This is a genomic window from Nocardia sp. NPDC059228 (assembly GCF_042754245.1).
Classification (GTDB): domain Bacteria; phylum Actinomycetota; class Actinomycetes; order Mycobacteriales; family Mycobacteriaceae; genus Nocardia.
The window spans coordinates 275755-295714 of the sequence record NZ_JBHZAL010000006.1; the positions used below are offsets into that span (position 1 = coordinate 275755).

Annotated in this window: 18 protein-coding genes and 1 pseudogene; 13 read left to right on the forward strand and 6 right to left on the reverse strand. The window is 67.5% G+C overall.

Annotation, left to right across the window (positions count from 1 at the left end):
- Positions 1 to 20 precede the first annotated feature (20 nt).
- Together ACFXKA_RS13450 and ahcY are read left to right on the forward strand one after the other, a co-directional pair.
- A complete protein-coding gene (locus tag ACFXKA_RS13450; RefSeq protein WP_379427405.1) occupies positions 21 to 1178 on the forward strand; it encodes an alkane 1-monooxygenase in 1158 nt (385 codons plus the stop codon).
- A 33-nt stretch (positions 1179 to 1211) separates the two neighbouring features.
- Positions 1212 to 2687, forward strand: coding sequence for an adenosylhomocysteinase (ahcY, locus tag ACFXKA_RS13455; protein ID WP_379427406.1), 1476 nt, complete (start codon positions 1212 to 1214; stop codon positions 2685 to 2687).
- An 80-nt stretch (positions 2688 to 2767) separates the two neighbouring features.
- On the opposite strand, the gene ACFXKA_RS13460 is transcribed toward ahcY, so the two are convergent.
- Together ACFXKA_RS13460 and ACFXKA_RS13465 are read right to left on the reverse strand one after the other, a co-directional pair.
- On the reverse strand, positions 2768 to 3064 hold the full coding sequence (locus ACFXKA_RS13460) for a hypothetical protein (protein ID WP_354833941.1): 297 nt from the start codon (positions 3062 to 3064) through the stop codon (positions 2768 to 2770).
- An 80-nt stretch (positions 3065 to 3144) separates the two neighbouring features.
- Positions 3145 to 4233: a glycerophosphodiester phosphodiesterase gene (locus tag ACFXKA_RS13465; RefSeq protein ID WP_379427407.1), complete on the reverse strand. Its 1089-nt coding sequence runs from the start codon at positions 4231 to 4233 to the stop codon at positions 3145 to 3147.
- Between the two features lie 99 nt (positions 4234 to 4332).
- Here ACFXKA_RS13465 and ACFXKA_RS13470 point away from each other — a divergent pair, with 99 nt between their 5' ends.
- From ACFXKA_RS13470 to ACFXKA_RS13520, 11 genes and pseudogenes are all read left to right on the forward strand, one after another.
- Positions 4333 to 4980, forward strand: a complete 648-nt coding sequence (locus tag ACFXKA_RS13470; RefSeq protein WP_354833944.1) for a dTMP kinase — start codon at positions 4333 to 4335, stop codon at positions 4978 to 4980.
- A 78-nt stretch (positions 4981 to 5058) separates the two neighbouring features.
- Complete coding sequence (gene mtrA, locus ACFXKA_RS13475; RefSeq protein ID WP_033090495.1) at positions 5059 to 5736, forward strand: MtrAB system response regulator MtrA; 678 nt, start codon at positions 5059 to 5061, stop codon at positions 5734 to 5736.
- Positions 5733 to 7400 (forward strand): annotated as a pseudogene (gene mtrB / locus ACFXKA_RS13480) (MtrAB system histidine kinase MtrB); the annotation flags it as partial. The gene mtrA and the pseudogene mtrB, both read left to right, overlap by 4 nt.
- Positions 7401 to 7834: 434 nt before the next feature.
- A complete protein-coding gene (gene lpqB / locus ACFXKA_RS13485; RefSeq protein ID WP_379427408.1) occupies positions 7835 to 9631 on the forward strand; it encodes an MtrAB system accessory lipoprotein LpqB in 1797 nt (598 codons plus the stop codon).
- 16 nt (positions 9632 to 9647) lie between these two features.
- Positions 9648 to 10292, forward strand: coding sequence for a ComF family protein (locus tag ACFXKA_RS13490; RefSeq protein ID WP_379427409.1), 645 nt, complete (start codon positions 9648 to 9650; stop codon positions 10290 to 10292).
- A gap of 183 nt (positions 10293 to 10475) precedes the next feature.
- Entirely contained in the window at positions 10476 to 11192 is a 717-nt protein-coding gene (gene hpf, locus ACFXKA_RS13495) for a ribosome hibernation-promoting factor, HPF/YfiA family (RefSeq protein WP_379427410.1), read from the forward strand.
- Positions 11193 to 11304: 112 nt separating this feature from the next.
- Entirely contained in the window at positions 11305 to 12597 is a 1293-nt protein-coding gene (locus tag ACFXKA_RS13500) for an acetyl-CoA C-acyltransferase (RefSeq protein WP_379427411.1), read from the forward strand.
- 519 nt (positions 12598 to 13116) lie between these two features.
- Positions 13117 to 13569: a hypothetical protein gene (locus ACFXKA_RS13505; RefSeq protein ID WP_379427412.1), complete on the forward strand. Its 453-nt coding sequence runs from the start codon at positions 13117 to 13119 to the stop codon at positions 13567 to 13569.
- Between the two features lie 293 nt (positions 13570 to 13862).
- Positions 13863 to 14612, forward strand: coding sequence for a hypothetical protein (locus ACFXKA_RS13510; protein WP_379427413.1), 750 nt, complete (start codon positions 13863 to 13865; stop codon positions 14610 to 14612).
- Positions 14591 to 14908 (forward strand): YciI family protein, encoded by a 318-nt coding sequence (locus ACFXKA_RS13515; RefSeq protein WP_379427414.1) that lies wholly within the window; start codon positions 14591 to 14593, stop codon positions 14906 to 14908. The genes ACFXKA_RS13510 and ACFXKA_RS13515 overlap by 22 nt, the downstream gene beginning before the upstream one ends.
- A 63-nt stretch (positions 14909 to 14971) precedes the next feature.
- Positions 14972 to 15736 carry a type 1 glutamine amidotransferase domain-containing protein gene (locus ACFXKA_RS13520; RefSeq protein WP_379427415.1) on the forward strand — a complete coding sequence of 255 codons (765 nt, stop codon included), beginning with the start codon at positions 14972 to 14974 and terminating at the stop codon, positions 15734 to 15736.
- A gap of 5 nt (positions 15737 to 15741) precedes the next feature.
- Here ACFXKA_RS13520 and ACFXKA_RS13525 read toward each other — a convergent pair whose 3' ends face one another.
- From ACFXKA_RS13525 to ACFXKA_RS13540, 4 genes are all read right to left on the reverse strand, one after another.
- Complete coding sequence (locus tag ACFXKA_RS13525) at positions 15742 to 16278, reverse strand: YceI family protein (RefSeq protein WP_354833955.1); 537 nt, start codon at positions 16276 to 16278, stop codon at positions 15742 to 15744.
- Positions 16279 to 16347: 69 nt separating this feature from the next.
- On the reverse strand, positions 16348 to 17016 hold the full coding sequence (gene bluB, locus ACFXKA_RS13530; protein ID WP_379427416.1) for a 5,6-dimethylbenzimidazole synthase: 669 nt from the start codon (positions 17014 to 17016) through the stop codon (positions 16348 to 16350).
- Positions 17017 to 17122: 106 nt separating this feature from the next.
- Entirely contained in the window at positions 17123 to 18373 is a 1251-nt protein-coding gene (locus tag ACFXKA_RS13535) for a fatty acid desaturase family protein (protein WP_379427417.1), read from the reverse strand.
- Positions 18374 to 18468: 95 nt separating this feature from the next.
- On the reverse strand, positions 18469 to 19923 hold the full coding sequence (locus tag ACFXKA_RS13540; protein WP_379427418.1) for a fatty acid desaturase family protein: 1455 nt from the start codon (positions 19921 to 19923) through the stop codon (positions 18469 to 18471).
- Between the last annotated feature and the right edge of the window lie 37 nt (positions 19924 to 19960).

Genomic DNA, 19960 nt, shown 5'->3' on the forward strand with positions numbered 1-19960 from the left:
TTAGCGGGGCAAACGTGCAAATGGTCGGCAAACGGTTGGGTTCGCCGGATCCGAAACGACACCTGTGGGTGCTGGGGTTGATCGCGCCCGGGTGTGCGTTACTGCCCTCGCAGCTGGTGTTGCACACCAAGCTGGAGGTGTTCTGGTGGATCGGACCGATCATCATTCTGATCGCCATTCCGGTCCTGGACTGGCTCGTCGGGGAAGACGGCACCAATCCGCGCGACGAGGATTACGAGTTACTCTCCAATGACCGGTACTACCGGTGGTGCACCTACATGTTCCTGCCGATCCAGGTGGTCGGCCTGATCATCGCCGCCTACATGTGGGCCGGCGACGATCTGTCCGTCGTCGACAAGCTCGGGCTCGCGGCCACTCTCGGGTTCGTCAGCGGCATCGGCATCAACGCCGCCCACGAACTCGGCCACCGGGTCGAGCGATTGGAGCGCTGGCTGTCGAAAATGGCGCTGGCGCAGTCGGCCTACGGGCACTTCTTCGTCGAGCACAACAAGGGCCACCATGCCCGGGTCGCGACGCCCGACGATCCGGCCAGCGCCCGCATGGGTGAGTCGCTGTGGGAGTTCCTGCCCCGCAGCGTGGTCGGTGGCTTCCGGTCGGCAATCCATCTCGAAGGAGAACGGCTGCGCCGCAAGGGACACCGCTGGTTCAGTGTCCACAACCATATCCTGCAGGCCTGGGCTATGACCATCGTGCTGTTCGGTGGGTTGCTGGCGGTCTACGGCTGGCGGGTGCTGCCGTATCTGCTGCTGCAGGCGGTGATCGGCGCGGGCCTGCTCGAAACCGTCAACTACGTAGAGCATTACGGCCTGCTGCGACGCAAGCGGCCCAATGGCGGCTGGGCCCGCTGCTCGCCGAGCGACAGCTGGAACAGTGACCGGCTGGTCACCAATATTTTCATGTTCCACCTGCAGCGGCACAGCGACCACCATGCCAATCCGGGGCGGCGGTATCAGACGCTGCGCACCTCCGAGGAGGCGCCGCAGCTTCCAGCGGGGTACGCCACCATGATTCTGCTGGCATTGTTCCCGCCGCTGTGGCGCTACGTCATGGATCCGCGCCTGCTCGCCCACTACGCGGGCGACGTGAGCCGGGCCAATATCCAACCCCGTAAGCGGGAGCGCATCCTCGCCGAGTACGAGTACCAGGCCGCCGCGTAGGGTTTGGGGGAACCAGCCGACCAGGAGAGGCAGATGACGACAGCAGTGTCCCGCAACATGACCCCTGACGTCCGCAATGGCATCGACTACAAGGTGGCGGACCTGTCACTGGCCGACTTCGGCCGCAAGGAGATTCGCCTGGCCGAGCACGAGATGCCGGGCCTGATGGCGCTGCGTCGCGAGTACCACGACGTGCAGCCGCTCAAGGGCGCCCGCATCTCCGGCTCGCTGCACATGACCGTGCAGACCGCGGTGCTGATCGAGACCCTGGTCGCCCTCGGCGCCGAGGTCCGGTGGGCCTCCTGCAACATCTTCTCCACCCAGGACCACGCGGCCGCCGCGGTCGTGGTCGGCCCGCACGGCACCGTCGACGAGCCCAAGGGCACTCCCGTCTTCGCCTGGAAGGGCGAGACCCTGGAGGAGTACTGGTGGGCCGCCGAGCAGATGCTGACCTGGCCGGGCGAGCCGGCCAACATGATCCTCGACGACGGTGGTGACGCCACCATGCTCGTGCTGCGCGGCGCGCAGTTCGAGAAGGCCGGCGTGGTCCCGCCCGAGGACGACACCCACTCCGCCGAGTACAAGGTCTTCCTGAACCTGCTGCGCGCCGGCATCGAGACCGACAAGGGCAAGTGGGGCAAGATCGCCGAGAGCGTGCAGGGTGTCACCGAGGAGACCACCACCGGTGTGCTGCGGCTGTACCAGTTCGCGGCCGCGGGTGAGCTGGTGTTCCCGGCGATCAACGTCAACGACTCGGTCACCAAGTCGAAGTTCGACAACAAGTACGGCACCCGTCACTCCCTCATCGACGGCATCAACCGCGGTACCGACGTGCTGATCGGTGGCAAGAAGGTGCTGATCTGCGGCTACGGCGATGTCGGCAAGGGCTGCGCGGAGTCGATGGCCGGGCAGGGCGCGCGGGTGCAGGTCACCGAGATCGACCCGATCAACGCGCTGCAGGCGCTGATGGACGGCTTCGACGTCGTCACCGTGGAACAGGCCATCGGTGAGGCCGACATCGTCATCACCTCCACGGGCAACAAGGACATCATCCTGCTCGACCACATGAAGGCGATGAAGGACCAGGCCATCCTGGGCAACATCGGCCACTTCGACAACGAGATCGACATGGCCGCTCTGGAGCGTTCGGGCGCCGACCGACTGAACATCAAGCCGCAGGTCGACCTGTGGACGTTCAAGGAGTCCGGCAAGTCGATCATCGTGCTCTCCGAGGGCCGTCTGCTGAACCTGGGCAACGCGACCGGGCACCCGTCGTTCGTGATGTCGAACAGCTTCTCCAACCAGGTCATCGCGCAGATCGAGCTGTGGACCAAGCCCGACGAGTACGACAACGAGGTCTACCGCCTGCCCAAGCACCTCGACGAGAAGGTCGCCCGCATCCACGTCGAGGCGCTCGGCGGCACGCTGACCAAGCTCACCAAGGACCAGGCCGAATACATCGGCGTGGACGTGGAGGGCCCGTACAAGCCGGACCACTACCGCTACTGAGCGGAAACCGCCTGTAGCGCACGAAGATCCGGCCGGTCACCCGAGAGGGTGACCGGCCGGATTTCGTTGGCGTGCGTCCGCTACTTGAGGCAGATGTCGATCAGGGGGACCCATTTGCCGCCCTGGATGGTGCAGATGGCGGCGCTGAGGAGTTCACTGGCGCTGGAGCCGGTGCCGGCGACATTGCTGGAGCCGGAGCTGCTCGACAGGGAGGACGCCGAGCCGGAGTCGGCCACGGGGGCCGCCTGGTCGGCGCCGGCGGGTTCGAGGGTGACGGGGGCGGCGGTGGCGGTACCGGCCGTGGAAAGAGCGGCGGCGGTGATCGCTACGGCGGCCAGGGCGGCCCGCGGACCGTGGTGTGCGAGATGGGACTTCATCAGGGTTGCGCTCCTTGCAGGGGGAGTGTTGCCCGGGACCCTACAAGAGTTGAAGGGCGCGCGTTTCTGATTTGCGCGGCTTATTTGTGGAAGGACCTCGGGAGGGGGTAGCCCTTCTCCTGCATGACGTCGCGCGCGCGGTTCGGATAGTCGGTGATCAGGCCGTCCACGCCCTGGTCGAGCGCCAGTCCGATGGTGGCCTTGTCGTTCACGGTCCAGGGGATCACCCGGATGCCGAAACCGTGCGCTTCGCGGACGTACTCGGCGGTCGTGGTGAGCTTGAAGTACTTGTCGCCGACCTTCGCGTCGATGTTCCAGGGGTCGACGTAAGCGGGGGAGGAAATGTCCGCGCCCAGGGCCTTGATCGCGTCCAGCGGGTCCCCGGCGTGTTCCTCGTACCGAATCGGGCCCAGCCACGGGCTGTTCGGTGCGAAGGTGGTCTCGTCGTACAGCGCGACCGTGGGGATGTTCGCGTTCTGGGCCTTCACCAGCGGCAGGCTGCTCCAGTCGAAGCTCTGGATCTCGACCTTGCCGATCGCCCCGGCCCGTTCGACGGCGCCCAGGATGGCGTCGACGAATTCCCTGGGAGTGGCGGACTGTTCGGGGTGGGCGGCCTCGATTTTGGTCTCCACGTTGTAGCGCACGGTGCCGAACGCGCCCGGGTGGCTCTTCACCAGATCGAACAGTTCCGGCAGCGTCGCGATCCTGTTGCCCGGAAGCTCCTGTGCCACTGGGAATTCCGCGAGCTTCCTGCCGCAGTCGAGGGTGTGGACCTGGTCGTAGGTCAGGTCGTGGACCAGCTTGCCGACGTAGGGGAACCGCGGATCGCCGGGGAAGGCCGGGGCGGTGTCGGCGCACTTCTCGGCCTGGATGACCGGGTCGTGCCAGATGAGCGGCGTCCTGTCGGCGGTGAGCACGATGTCGAGTTCCAGGGTGGTGACACCCAGTTCGATGGCCTTGGCGAAGCCGGGCAGCGACTCCTCGATGGTCATGCCGCGGCCGCCGCGGTGGGCCTGTAGATCGAAGGGGCGGTGGGGATCGGCCACGGCGGCCGGGTTCGTGTGGCTGGAGTTGCTGCCGCAGGCCGTTGGGCCGATGGCGGCAATCACTACCGCGAGGATCGCAAAAGCGCTCTCGAGCTGCGTTGACCTGGCGTATCCAGCAGTCATGGCCGGACTATAGCAATCGAATGGCTACAAAAATCTGGGCCTTTCGAACAAACGGGATCCCGCCGGGGCGGACGGCGGCCGATTCGGTACTCTCGCGGCATGGGTGCACTGGTTCCGGTGGAAGGGCTCGACGGCGCGGGCAAACGCACGCTCACCGATGCCGTTGTCACCGGTCTGCGCGCCCGCGGGCTGCGGGTCGCCACCCTGGCCTTCCCGCGCTACGGCGTCTCCGTGCATGCCGACCTCGCCGCCGAGGCGCTCCGCGGCGGTCATGGAGATACCGCTCGGTCTGTGAATGCCATGGCGCTGCTGTTCGCGCTCGACCGCGCCGACGCGCGCGACGAGCTCTCGAAACTGCTGGCGGACAACGACATCGTGCTACTGGACCGCTATGTCGCCTCCAATGCCGCGTACTCCGCGGCCCGCTTGGAGCAGGACGCGCACGGCGAAATCGTGGCCTGGATCGAGGAATTGGAGTTCGAGCGCTTCGGATTGCCCGCCCCAGATGTCCAGATTCTGCTGGATGTTCCGGTCGATGTGGCCGAGGAACGCGCGCGCCTGCGCGGCGAAGCCGATGCCGCACGGGCTTTGGACGCTTACGAGAAAGACGGGGGACTGCAGCGTCGCACCGGTACTGTCTACCGTGAGCTGGCCGAAATCAACTGGCACGGACCGTGGTGGGTGCATCGGACCGGTGACGATCCGGCAACACTGGCCGCGCGCCTCGCGGAAATTATTGCTGGATAGGGTTGGATGTGCGCCGACAGGTCACGAGTGTTGGCGTGGCGGCCGAATCAGAGCCGGAGAGGTGACAAACTAGACGTTATGAAGCCGAAGATTCTGGTCGTCGACGACGATATGGCTCTCGCGGAGATGCTCACGATCGTCTTGCGGGGTGAGGGTTTCGACCCCCACGTCGTCGGTGACGGCACGCAGGCGCTGACCGCGGTCCGGGAGCTGCGTCCGGATCTCGTGTTGCTCGATCTCATGCTGCCCGGCATGAACGGCATCGACGTATGCCGGGTGCTGCGAGCCGATTCGGGAGTGCCCATCGTGATGCTGACGGCGAAGACCGACACGGTCGACGTCGTCCTGGGTTTGGAAAGTGGCGCGGACGACTACATCGTCAAGCCGTTCAAGCCGAAGGAACTCGTGGCCCGGGTGCGGGCCCGCCTGCGCCGCACCGAGGAGGAGCCGCAGGAGCTGCTGTCCATCGCCGACATCGTCATCGACGTGCCCGCGCACAAGGTGACTCGCGGCGGGGCACAGATCTCGCTGACTCCACTGGAGTTCGATCTGCTGGTGGCGCTGGCCCGCAAGCCGCGCCAGGTGTTCACCCGTGAGGTGCTGCTGGAACAGGTCTGGGGCTATCGGCACGCCGCCGATACCCGCCTGGTCAACGTGCACGTCCAGCGGTTGCGCGCCAAGGTGGAGAAGGATCCGGAGAACCCCGAGATCGTGCTGACCGTCCGAGGTGTGGGCTACAAGGCCGGACCGCCGTGATCGCTGGCTCCAGAAACCGCGTTCAGCGGTGGCTGGCGGTAGCGGTGGCCTGGTTCCGCAATCTCGGCGAGCAACTGGGCCACGTCTGGCGGCGTTCGCTGCAGTTGCGTGTTGTCGTGTCCACGCTCACCCTGTCGCTGATCGTCATCACGATTCTGGGCGTCGTGCTCACGAGTCAGATCACCGACCGGTTGTTGGACGCGAAGATCAACGCGGCCGTCGAGGAAATGGGTCGCGCCCGCAACACCGTTCAGAATCAACTGACCGGTGTGCACGATTCGGGTACTCAGCAGAGTCGCCTGGACGACGCCCGCCGCGCGCTGTTCAGCAGCGCCGGCGGGACCCAGACCGGCGGCGCCGCAGGCAGTTACGAGGCGGCCCTGGCCATGACGGGCGACAGCGGGCAGGAGATCACCTCGGGCGCCATCCAGGAGATCCCCGCCGAGCTGCGCCAATTCGTCAAGCAGCGGCAGGTCTCCTATCAGTTCGCCACGGTCTCCAGCCCGGACGGGTACAAGGGCTCGGCGCTGATCATCGGCAGCCCCTCGGCCGATATCGACTCGCTGGAGATCTATCTGATCTTCCCGCTCACCAATGAGCAACGGAGTCTGTCGCTCATGCGCGGGACCATGCTCATCGGTGGCATCGTGCTGCTGGTGCTGCTGGCCGCCATCACGGCGCTGGTGACGCGACAGGTGGTGCTGCCCATCAGATCCGCGGCGCGGATCGCGAGTCGGTTCGCCGACGGACGGCTCAAGGAGCGCATGCTGGTGCGCGGCGAGGACGACATGGCGCGGCTCGCCATGTCGTTCAACGAGATGGCCGAGAGCCTGTCCAACCAGATCACCCAACTCGAGGAGTTCGGAAATCTGCAGCGCCGCTTCACCTCCGACGTCAGCCACGAACTGCGCACGCCATTGACGACGGTGCGCATGGCGGCCGACCTCATCCACGGATCCAGCGACGACCTGGACCCGGCGCTGGCGCGCTCGGCCGAACTGCTCGTCAACGAACTCGACCGCTTCGAGGGACTGCTCAACGACCTGCTCGAGATCAGCCGCCACGACGCGGGTGTGGCCGAGTTGCAGGTGGAATCCCTGGACGTGCGCATGTGCGCGCGGGCCGCGGTCTCCACGGTGCGGCACCTGGCCAAGGAGTCCGGCGTCGAACTGGTGGTGGACCTGCCCGAGGAACCGCTGGTGGCCGAGGTGGATCCGCGCCGCGTCGAACGCGTGCTGCGCAACCTGCTCGCCAATGCCATCGACCACAGCGAGGGCAAGCCCGTGCTCATGCGCATGCGCGGCGACGCGGACGCCAATGCCGTCGCCATCGTGGTGCGCGACCAGGGCGTGGGCCTGCGGCCGGGCGAGGAGAAGCTGGTGTTCAACCGCTTCTGGCGCTCGGACCCCTCACGCATGCGCCGCTCCGGCGGCACCGGCCTCGGCCTGTCCATCAGCGTCGAGGACGCCAACCTGCACGAGGGCAAGCTCGAGGCGTGGGGCGAGATCGGTGTGGGCGCGAGCTTCCGGCTCACCCTGCCACTGGTGCGCGGCCGCAAGCTCGGCACCAGCCCACTCTCGTTGGAGCCGCCCAAGATTCGCGGCGCGGTCTCGCCCGAGCAGCTGGCCCTCGACATCGCGGGCTCGGACGCCGGCCCGGCGGCCGTCACCTCCGTCGCGTCGGTGCTCGAATCCGCGCCCGGCGCAGTGGAACCGGGCGCCACGGGCCCGGACGACCTCGGGGCCGAGCCCGGCCCCGAAGCGCCGACCGGGGAAACCGGGGACGAGGAACGGGGATTCGAGGCCATCGCCCCGGAATTCCCCTCTACCACCGGGGCTGGTGACGGAACCACCGCCGGGACCGAAAACGGCACTGCCGCAGGGGCCGAGAACGGCACCGCTGCTGGGCCGGAAAGCGGCACCGCTGCTGGGTCCGACAACGGCACTGTCGGTGGACCCGACAACGGCACCGCCGCCGCGGCCGGCGCCAACGGGGAAAACCATGCCGCCGACAGTGATTCCGCCGGTTCCGGCGGAAGCGGTTCCGGCCGAGACACTTCCGGCGGCTCGGTTCCGGCCGCTCAGGGGGACGGCCAATCATGAGGCCGTCCGCGGGCCTGCGCCGGGCCCTGGTGGTGGTCGGCTGCCTGCTCAGTGTCAGCGCGTGCGCGAGCCTGCCGGACTCCTCGGCGCCGCAGGCGCTGGGCAGCCTGGACCACCAGCCCACCAGCGCCTCGCCGCTGCCACCCGTCGCCGGGCGGGAACCCGAGCAGCTGCTGCTGGACTTCATGGCCGCCACGGCTGATCCGTCCGACCGGCATCAGGCGGCCCGGCAGTTCCTCTCGCCCGCGGCGAATGCGCAGTGGGACGACGCGGCGTCCACCAGCATCGTGGACTCGCAGCCCAATACGCTGCGGGAGTCCCGCAACGGCGACTCCGCCACCTATGTGATCCGGGCGCGCAAGATCGGCGAGCTGGCGGCCGACGGCTCCTACCGGCCCGGTGACGGCACCCTGGAGACCAAGGTCGACATGGAGAAGATCGACGGCGAGTGGCGGATCAAGGATCTGCCGCCCGGCGTGATCGTCGAACAGGCCGCCTTCGCCAAGTCCTACCACCGGTATTCGCTGTTCTTCCCGAACCTGGCCGGGCAGGCCATGGTGCCCGACCTGCGCTGGATCTCCGCCCGCAAGGACCAGCTGGCGCAGCGGCTGCTCGGCCTGCTCGCCCAGGGACCCCAGTCCGCGCTCGCACCCGCCGTGCGTAATCCCATGGGCGCGCCGCTCACCCTGCGCGGGCCGATCACCAGGGCCAACGGCGATGTCGGCAATGTCGGCGTCGGCGGCGGCGGGCTGGGCGCCGACTTCTCCGGCGCCACCGCCCTCGACCCGCCCACCCGCGATGTGATGGCCGCCCAGATCGTGCTCACCCTCTCCGGCGCCGACGTGCCCGGGCCCTACCTGCTCAACGCCGACGGCAAACCGCTCGACGACAGGCACGTAGGCGGCTGGCAGCGCGCTGACGTGGATGCCCGCAGCCCCGACGCCATCGCCCGCAACCGGGCCGGCATGCACGCCGTGCGCGACGGGTCGCTGGTGGCGATCACCGACAGCGGAATCACCGCTGCCCCGGGCTTCTTCGGAGCCACCCACACCCTGCAGTCGGTGGGGCTGTCGCCGGACGGGCAGCTGGTCGCCGCCGTCGCCAAGTCCGGCCGCCCGGACCCCGAGCCCGAGCGCACGCTGATCATCGGAACCTATGACGGCCAGGGCTTCCCGGTCGCCACCGGCGGCACCTTCACCCGGCCCACCTGGCCCGCCGACGGCAGCTCGGCCTGGTCGGTGGTGGACGGCGACCGGGTGATCCGGGCCGTGCACGACCGCACCACCGGCAATGTCTCGGTGCAGGACGTCGACATCGCGGAACTGACCGCTGCGGCGGCCAATTCGACCTCGCCGCGCCCGCCCATCACCGAGCTGCGCATCTCGCCGTCCGGGGCGCGGGCGGCCCTCATCGCCAACGGCAAGGTGTACGTGGCGGTGGTGGTGCCGCAGCCGAACGGGAAGTTCTCGCTGTCCTCGCCGCTGCCGCTGGCCGTCGGGCTGAGCACGCCCGCGGTGTCCATCGACTGGCTCAGCGACGAGAAGGTCGTGGTGGGCCGCGACGGCAATGTGGACCCGGTGGCCGGGGTGCTGGTGGACGGCTCCGAGTTCCGCGCCCAGACCTCCCAGAACCTCACCCCGCCGGTGCGCGTGCTGAGCGCCTCACCGGACCAGGAGTACGTGGCCGACTCCCGCGCGGTGCTGGAGCTGACCCGCAATCCCGAAGGGCGCGAGGACTACTGGCGCGAAGTTCCGGGCCTGGGGGCCAACGCGGTTCCGGTGCTGCCCGGCTAGGCGCACACTGAGGAGCATGGGGGAACTGCTGGATCTGATCCTGCCGCGCGCCTGCGGCGGGTGCGGGCGGGCCGGGACGGGGTGGTGCGCGGACTGCGCCGCCGCGCTGTCGGGTCCGCCCATCCGGATTCGTCCGCGCGCCGATCCCGGGGTGCCGTGCTGGGCGCTGGCCGGTTACGCGGGCGCGCCGCGGCGGGCCGTGCTGGCGATCAAGGAGCAGTGCCGCCGGGACCTGGCGCGGCCGCTCGGCGCCGGATTGGCCAGGGGGCTGGATCATTTGCGGGACACCGCCCGCCCGCTGGTGCTGGTGCCGGCGCCCAGCCGCGGGTCCGCCGCCCGGCGGCGCGGGGGAGATCCGGTGGTGCGTGCCGCGAACGTCGCGGCGAGTTCGCTACCTGGTTGCCGACTGGTCCGTCTGTTGCGCATGCGGCCAGGTGTGCGCGACTCGGTGGGCCTGGGACACCGCGATCGCCAGCACAATCTGCACGGGCGGATCATAGTAGCCACCACCCGCCCGCCGAGTAGCCTGTTTCCGGCAAATGCCGAGGTAGTGGTGATCGATGACGTGTTGACCACGGGCGTCACGGTGCGGGAATCGGTACGTGCGCTGGCTGCTGCGCGGGTGGGGGTCCGTGCCGTGCTGGTTACTTGCGCGGCTTGATTCTCCGAAATTTGCGTGAACACTGGCGGACGGGTCGCTGGCGCACTAGGTTGGCGATCAGACACCCGAACCGCAAGTTTGGAGGTGGCGCCTCGGACATTTGTGCCGAGCGAGTTCATCGATCGGCACACGTTTCAATCCCGCCGCACGAGCGGCTTGTGCGGCCAGATCCGGGAGGTACGCGTGACGACTACTTCACGACTCTCAGCGAAGAACGCAGACACCACGGTGCTGCTCGATGACGAGGTCATCTCAGACGATTCATCCACTCGGGCCACCATCGCGGATGTCGTGGTCAAGGGCAGGACCCTCGGTGAGGGCGGAGTGCCCGACCATTTCCGAATTCACGTGGCGGACAAGCTCTCTCGGCTCGAGCGGTTCGACCCCACCATCTACCTCTTCGACGTGGAACTCACCCACGAACGCAACCGTCGTCAACGCAAGAACTGCCAGCGGATAGAGATCACCGCCCGCGGCAAAGGCCCGGTCGTCCGCGCCGAAGCGCGCGCGGACAGCTTCTACGCGGCCCTCGAGTTCGCGGTCGAGAAGTTGGAGAGCCGACTGCGCCGGCTCAAGGACCGCCGTCGCGTCCACCACGGGGACAAGACACCGATCTCGGTGTCCGAGGCGACCGCCGATCTCATCGACGAATCCCTGTTCTCCGCCAATGGATCCATCGCGCACGAGCACGCGGCCGACGAGATGGACGAAGCCGCCGGCCCCGGCCATGTGGTGCGCACCAAGCAGCACTCCGCGATCCCCATGACGGTTGACGACGCCCTCTACCAGATGGAGCTGGTAGGCCACGATTTCTTCCTGTTCCAGGACAAGGAGACCGACCGACCGTCGGTCGTCTACCGCCGCCACGCCTTCGACTACGGGCTCATCAGGCTCGCGTAACCAGCGGCTGGGGAACATCCACCTTTCGACCGGGGTCACGAACAGGACCCCGGTCGCCTGTTGTGTCCAGGGGCCTCTTGCTGTTACGGCGCGTATCAGTTAAAACTGTGCCATGGCTACCAAGGGCGCTCGCCGTGCTGTCATCGTCGCCGGGGCTCGGACCCCGTTCGTGCGGGCATTCAGCGAATTCACGCGGATGGACTCCATCGACCTCGCCGATAGCGCGGTGCGCGGGCTGCTGGAACGGACCGGGCTGGCCAAGCAGGACGTCCAGGCCATCGTGTGGGGCGGGGTGATCCTGCCCAGCGGCGCACCGAACATCGCGCGGGAGATCGCGCTCGACCTGGAACTGGATCCGGGCTGCGAGGGCTACACGGTGACGCGCGCCTGCGCGTCCGGGCTGCAGGCGGTGGTGTCGGCGGCGGCCGCCATCGAACGCGGCGAGTACGACATCATGGTCGCCGGCGGCAGCGACTCCACCAGCAATGCCGAGATCAAGCTGCCGCAGAAGCTTGTGCACGCCGCCGCGCCGCTGGCACTGGGCAAGCCCAAGGCCAAGGACTATCTCACCGCCGCAACCCAATTGGCCCCGTTCTTCGACCTGATGCCGCGCCGGCCCCAGATCGCCGAGCGCACCACCGGTGAGGTCATGGGCGAGTCGGCCGAGAAAATGGCGCGCATACACGGGATTTCGCGCGGCGCACAGGACCACTTCGCCGCCACCTCGCATCACCGGGCCGCCGCGGCCATCGCCTCCGGCCGCTTCGACCGCGAGGTGGTGCCGGTCCACACGCCCGACGGGACCGCGGTGTCGCGGGACGGACTGGTGCGGCCGGACACCAGCCTGGCCAAACTCTCCAAGCTGGCACCGGTTTTCGCCGAGAACGGCACCGTCACCGCCGGCAATTCCAGCCCGCTCACCGACGGTGCCGCGGCGGTGCTGCTGATGAGCGAGGAGAAGGCGCGCGCGCTCGGCTACGAGCCCCTCGCCGCCTTCCGCTCCTGGAGTTTCGTCAGCGTCGACCCGCGCGACCAGGTGCTGATCGGCCCGGCCGTCTCCATGCCGCGAGCCCTGGACCGGGCCGGAATGTCGCTCGCGGACATCGATTTCGTCGACATCCACGAGGCCTTCGCCGCCCAGACCCTGTCCGTGGTCTCGGCGCTGGCCAGCGACGAATGGGCCAAGACCCGCCTCGACCGCGACGCCGCGGTGGGCGCGATCGACCCGGCCAAGCTCAATGTGCACGGCGGCTCGGTGTCTCTCGGCCACCCCTTCGGCGCGACCGGCGCGCGCATGGTCACCACGATGGCCAACGAACTCGCCCTGACCGGCAAGTCCACCGCCCTGCTCGGCATCTGCGCCGCCGGCGGCATCGGGGCCTCGGCGGTACTGGAGCGGGTCTAGCCGACACGCTTCTGTGCCAACGGGTTTCGGCAGCCGTCGCCCAGCCGGTTCCCGCAGGCCAGGAGGATTCGAACCGGCTCGATCGGGGTCGGCGGGTGTGCCAGCGGTTTCGATCCGCGGCCCGGCTCGCCGCGGCCACCGGCGCTGGCCCGGGTCATCCGGGCCGCGCTCGCCGACGCCCGTGCCGTGCCGGGGAGATCGGGATGGTGTTCGCCGACGCGGCCGGAGTCGCGCCGCGACCGGTTGACCGGCATTCCGATCGACACCCCGAACGGCGCGGGTGGAGATTTCCGGGGCAGTGCGCCGGCCGCCGCGGGTGTCGGAGGTGCCATCGGTGCCGGCGGCGGTTACCCGAATGCGCCGCCGCGGTGAGGATCGGCGCGAACACGACTTCGTGCAGGTGAGACCCCGGCTCGCGGATGTGGGCCGGGGTCTTTTGCGTGCTGTGCGGAAATGGTTGGTGGTGAGGTGATGTCGAGTGGGTATTCCCGGGGTGACCGAGATGAGCGGAGGTAGGTCATGGTCGCGAGGACGATGGTCGGCGCCGCGGCACTCGTGGTCGCGGCGGGCGGCTGTGGCGTGGGCAGCGCTGCGGTCGGTATGGGAAGCGCTGGGGCGCTGCCACTTCCGGTGACCGGGTCCGAGGGCGGGCAACCGGTGGCGGACCACGACCTGTATCTGCGGCTGCGCAATGCAGAACAGCACTCGGGGGAACGGTATCCCGTGTACGGGTTGGTGTATTCGGATGCGGCGGTGTGGACTCTGGCGTTCGTGAGCGGCGGGCCGACCGACTACTACACCATCGACGGCGCCCGGGTGGAGCTCGCCGCACCGGCGGGCCGCACTGTGGTGCAGGGCGACGTGTTCACCGGGACCATCACGATCACCGGCAAGCGCGACTCCGGGGATCCGGTGGTGACCCTCGACGATGTCGCGGTCATCGGCCATCGCCCGGCCGAGGCGCTGCGCTGACACCCGGACGGACCGTAGCGCCGTGCGGGTATCCCGTCATCTGAGCAGCGACTCGCCGATCGTGGAAACGGGTCATCGCCGTCGGCCGCACCTATGGTGTGAGTCCGATCGACGGTTTGATCGCGGCCCGATTTCCGGATCCGCCGGATGCGCAGCGCGCCGCCGTGCCGAAGGCGGCCCGGCGGCCGGCCCCCGCGCCGAGCAGCGATCCGAATACCGATCCAAGACAACACGATGCGAACGGCTCGGGCGTGGATTGCTGGACGAATCGCGCGCGGCCGCCGGAGGAGCGGATGGAGAGTGTCTTCGCGATCGCCCTCGCGATCACGGCCGCCGTGGCGCTGGCCCGGCTCGCCCTGTGGTGTGACGCGCCGCGGACCCGCCCCATCACCGTGGTGCTGTCGCTGCTGGCGACCGGTGCGATCTTCATAGCGCCGCAGTGGCGGGACGGCGTCGATTCCGTCTTCGTCACCCGTGGTCTGGCGGGCCTCGTCTCGGATGTGGCGCTGCTGGTCGCGGTCTGCCTGCTGTGCGCGCACGTCGCGCGGGTGTGGGACAACGACTGGCTCCACCGGGCGGCGCTGGTGATCGCAGTCGCCGGGGGTCTCGCGCTCGTCATCGTCCACGCGATCGCCGAGCACGCGGGCGACCGCCGCGGATACACCGGTCAATTGAGCGGTCCCGCAATGGTCTACGAGATCGTGCTGTCGGTTCTGCTGATCGCGGTGAACGTCGCTCCGCTGATCACGGTGGCGCTGGCGCGCCCGGTCACCCGCGGCCAATTCTGGTTCGCCGCCTCGGCCCTGACCTGGATCGGGGTCGCGGGGCTGCGCGGTGCGGCGACCGCCGACCCGGATGGGTTCGCGGACACGTTCTGGCAACTGCGGCTGCCGTTGAACACGCTCGTGCTGGTGGCCGGGGCGGGTCTGGGGTTATCGGATCTGCGGCGCACGCGACGGCGGTTATTCACAGCCACCGAGCAACGACCTGGCAACTGCCACGGCGAACGTATACTCGGCAAATGGCCGAGTGGATCTTTTTGATGCATCCGCCCCGCGACAATTTCATCGCCACCATGACCACAGACGAAAGATCGGCGTTCGCGGCGCACAGGGAATGGCTGGCGCGCCTGGACAGCGCCGGTGTGCTGCTGGTGGCCGGGCCTACCCTGGGCAGTGTCAATACCGGCGTAGGGATCTTCACCGCCGATGACGAGGCCGCCGCGCAGCGCATCATCGCCGATGAACCTGTCACCAGCGCAGGCTTCATGCGCGGCGATCTGCGGCCGATCCAGCTCGGCTACCTCAACCCCCGCACCGAGAGCGAACCCGTCACCTGATCGTCGCGCCAGCAGGATGGCGTGCGCAGTCAGAAGTCCTTCCCTACCATCCGAGGACCGACAATGGCCATCGCGCAGCCGACCGAGCATCACGAGATCATCGATGTGACCCGTGCCCAGCGTCCCCGAGTGCTGATGGTGGTCGCCAACCCGGCGACCTCGACGACGCTGAACATTCCGGTGGGCTTCTGGGCCGCCGAACTCACACATCCCTATTACGAATTCACCAGAGCCCGCTATGAGATCACCATAGCCAGCCCCGACGGCGGGCGAGTGGAGATGGACGCCATGTCCGACCCGCGCGACGCGAGCAAGTGGTCGGCAGACGATCTGATCACCATGGGCTTCGTCAACACCCCCGAATTGGCTGCTCTGCTGGACGATACCGCCGTATTGGCTGATCTGGACCACGACGACTTCGACGCCATCGTGGTCTGTGGCGGTCAGTCGCCGATGTTCACCTTCCGGGGCCGCAAGGATCTGGCCACCACGATCGGGGCATTCCACGCCGCCGAGAAGCCTACTGCGGTGCTGTGTCACGGTACCTGCGCGCTGCTGGACGTTGTCGCCGACGACGGCACGCCGTTCATCACGGGCAAGACCATGACCGGCTTCGCCAATGTCGAGGAGGACTTCTCGGATCAAGCCTTGGGCCGTACCGTGATGCCGTTCCGAATCCAGGACGAGGCCAGCGCGCTGGGCGCCAACTTCGTCACCGGTGGCCTGTTCCGCGCCTTCGCCGTCCGCGACGGCAACCTCATCACCGGTCAACAGCAGTACTCCGGCGCGAAAGTCGCTCAGCTGGTGATCGAGTCGCTGGGAATCTGAACGGATCAGGCCGGTGCGTTCAACTGGATGCCGAGGTCGACGGTGAGGATGCGGCCGATCATGCCGCCGAAGGACGGGCCGACACCGAAGTCGCCGCGGTCCAGGCTGCCGGTGGCGGTGAAGCCGATGGACGGGCGGCCGGTCACGGGATGCGGCCGCAGTCCGTTCCAGGACACGGTCAGGGGCAGCGGCCGCGTCAGCTCGCCGAAGGTGACTTCGCCGTTCACGTCGAAGGATTCGCCGATCCGGATCGGGCCGGGCGTCCGGAAGGTCATGGTCGGCCGGCGCTCCACATCCAGGAAGTCGGCGTGGCGGACGTGGTCGTCGCGTTTGGCATTGCCGGTGTGGAAGGAATCCAGGTGGATGGTGGCCTCGATGGCCGCCGCCCCGGCGTCGTCCACCACGAATCCGGTGTCGAAGCGCCGGAATTCACCGCGCACGCGCAGCAGTCCGAAGTTGCGCAGCGAGAAGCCGACGGTGGAGTTCGCGGCGTCCAGGGTCCAGAGGCCGGGGGTGAGGGCGATACCGGTCGAAGTCGTCATGGCCACGACTGTCGTCCGGTCGCGGGAGCGTAACCAGACCGGCTTGGTCCAGGGACTGCCGGTCCGTGGCTAATCGTCCGTGCGTGGCGTGAATCGTTCCCAGTGCACGGCCGACTCGAGGGGCCGCCGATGGCGCCAGCCGAAGCGCTCGAGGTCCGGGACCGGCTGGAACTCGTCGACCGGGCCGACACAGAGCCAGGCGACCGGTTTCACGCCCGGCGGCAGCGAGAGCAGGTCGGTGAGGAACGGCTCGTCGTAGAAGCTCACCCAGCCCACGCCCACGCCCTCGGCGGTGGCGGCCAGCCACAGGTTCTGGATGGCCAGGATGGTGGAGTAGATGCCGGTCTCCGGCACGGTCGCGCGACCCAGCACGTGGGTGCCGCCGCGCGCCTGATTGTGGGTCACCACGATGCCGGTGCCGCTCTCCACAATTCCTTCGATCTTGATCGGATTGAAGGTCTGGGCGCGATCGGACGGCAGCGAGTCGTGGAACTGCTGCCGTTTCTCGGCCACATGATCGGCGAATTTGGTCAGCGTGGCCGGATCTCGCAGCACCACGAAATCCCACGGCATCGAATTGCCGACGCTGGGCGCCCGATGCGCCGCCTCGAGGATCCGGAGCAGCGTGGTGTCGTCGACCACCTCGCCGGTGAATTCGGCGCGGACATCACGACGCAGTTTGATGGCGTCGTAGACGCTCAGACATTCGGTGGCGCTGACAGGACCTTCGGAACACACGGCGTCCAGTGAACCAGGCCGGAGGTCGACGGGGGTCATCGGCCCATTCCCGCGAAACGCCCCCTGCCGGAAACTCGGCGGGGGGCGTTTCGGGATGCCGGGTGGCTCAGCCGACCAGGGCCGGTTCGCGCCGGGACAGCTTGCGGCGGCCCTCCCGCAGCGCGGTGCGCAGGCCGCGGCGGCGTCCGGTCATCGGGTCGATGGTGGACTCGCCGCCGAAGATCTTCTCCGACTTGGTTTCCGGAGCGTCGTCGGTGGAGCGGCGCAGGTACTTGTTGGGCAGCGACAGCTTCATGATGGTGCGCCACGACTTGGCGTACTGCACCGGCAGCGAACCCGTGGTGTAGGGCAGGTCGTACTTCTCGCACAGCGCCCGCACCCGCACCGCGATGGCCGACAGATGGTTGGACGGGATGTCCGGGTACAGGTGGTGCTCGATCTGGTGCGAGAGGTTGCCGGTCATGAAATGCATGAGCGGGCCACCGGAGATGTTGGCCGAACCCAGCATCTGGCGCAGGTACCACTCGCCCTGCGTCTCGTTGTCGCAGTCGAACTTGGTGAACTTCTCGGCGCCGTCGGGGAAGTGACCGCAGAAGATGACCGCATTGGTCCACACATTGCGCACGATGTTCGCGGCCAGGTTGGCGGTCAGCGTGCCCAGGAAGGCCGGGCCGGTGAGCAGCGGGAAGATCAGGTAGTCCTTGGCGGCCTGCTTGCCGATCTTCTTCAGAACGGTCTTGCGGTCCTCCTCGAACTGGATGCGCTCGGGCGAACCCGGGGCCCACTTCTTCTTGGCGACCTTGCCCAGTTCCAAATGCTGGATGGCGACACCGTATTCGAAGAACATCTGCAGCAGCAGGTTGTAGACCGGCTGTCCGAGATAGAACGGCGACCAGCGCTGATCGCGGGTGACGCGCAGCAGGCCGTAGCCGATGTCGTCATCCATGCCCAGCACATTGGTGTACTTGTGGTGCAGGAAGTTGTGGGTGATCTTCCAGTGTTCGGACGGGCCGGCGTTGTCCCATTCCCATTTGGTGGAGTGGATTTCCGGATCGTTCATCCAGTCCCACTGCCCGTGCATCACATTGTGGCCGATCTCCATGTTCTCGATGATCTTGGCGGTGCCCAGCAGGGCCACGCCGGCCAGCCACGCAGGCGGGAAGAGACTCGCGAAAAGCACTGCGCGGCCACTGATTTCGAGGCCGCGCTGGAGACGGATCACATTGCGGATGTAACGGGCATCCTGCTCGCCCAGGGACGATTCGACCTCACGGCGGATGGCGTCCAGCTCCGCCCCGATCGCTTCGACGTCCTCCGGGGTGAGGTGTGCGTATTCCTTGACATCCGAGATCGCCATGGCGGTTACACTACCGTAGGTTACGGTCCCGTAGGTTGGCGAAGATCGAATCTCTAACGTGTCGAATACCGCATTGTTTTCGTGACTCGAATCTGCTAACGATTGCGTCGGAGTTTACGCGAGAACCAGCCTCCGCGTTGTGCTTTATCGGCGAACGCGGCCTTTTCCGTCCGAGCTTTTTCCTGCAGTGCGGCCTTGGCCTCGCGCAACACCTGCTTCTCGTGCGCGGCCTTCTCCTTGAGCGCTACTTTGGCCTCCTGCATGGCCGACCGCAGCCCGCGCCGCTCACCGGTCTCGGGGTCCAGGCCCCAGCGCGGCTGGTGCTCGGCCAGCCACTCGCTCGCGCTGTGCTCGGCCAGCCATTCACTGCCGTTCCAGGTCGGCATGGACGGCAGCGAGATGCCCGCGAACTTGCGCTCCGAGGAGGTCTCCGGCGCGTCGTCGGAGGTCCGCTTGAGCCACTGGTCCGGCAGCGCCAGCTTGTGAATCGTGCGGAACGCCAATAGGTATTGCTTGCCCAGCGAGCCGGTGGTGTACGGCAGGTCGTACTTGTCGCACAGCTCCTGCACCTTCACCGAGACCTCGGGATACCGATTGCTCGGAATATCCGGGAACAGGTGGTGCTCGATCTGGTAGCTGAGATTGCCGCTCATGAACGCCATCACCGGGCCGGCATCGAAATTGGCGCTGCCCAGCATCTGGCGCAGGTACCACTCGCCCTGCGTCTCGTTCTCGAACTGGTCCACGGTGAACTTCTCGGCGCCGTCCGGGAAATGGCCGCAGAAGATGACCGCGTATGCCCACAGATTGCGAATCAGGTTCGCGGTGGCATTCGCCTTCAGTGTCGACTTCCAGGCACGACCGGTGAGCGCCGGATAGATCACGAAATCCTTGGCGACCTGTCTACCGGCCTTGCGCCAGAACGCCTTGTTCGGTTCGTTGACGATGTGGCGCGGGGGGAAGAGCCGGCTCGGGGGCACACCCATTTGCTCCTTGGTGGCCGCCAGATCGTGCAGCGCGATGCCCCACTCGAACAGCGCGGCCAGAAACAGATTCGCCACCGGTTGCGCCAGATTGATCGGCTTCCATTCCTCGTCGCGCGTCATGCGCAGGATGCCGAAGCCCAGATCGTCATCCATGTCGAGGATGTTGGTGTACATGTGGTGCGAATAGTTGTGCGCGGCCTTCCACTGCGCCGAGGTGCCCGTCATATCCCACTCCCAGGTGGTGGAGTGGATCTCCGGGTCGTTCATCCAATCCCATTGCCCGTGGCTGATGTTGTGCCCGAGCTCCATGTTCTCGATGATCTTGGCGACCGACAGCAGTGCGGTGCCGGTCAGCCACGCCCAGCGCTTCTTCGACGCGAAGAGCGTGGCGCGGCCGGCGGCCTCCAGAATCCGTTGCGCCGCAATGGTGCGCCGGATGTAGCGGGCATCGCGTTCACCGAGCGAGTGCTCGATATCGCGTCGAACGGTGTCGAGCTCCTGACCCAGGGTCTCGATATCGGCCGCCGTCAGATGAGCGAATGCCTTGATGTCGGTGATGGCCACCGGCGGTCCTTCCGTGGTTGATCTGCCTCGCACCGCT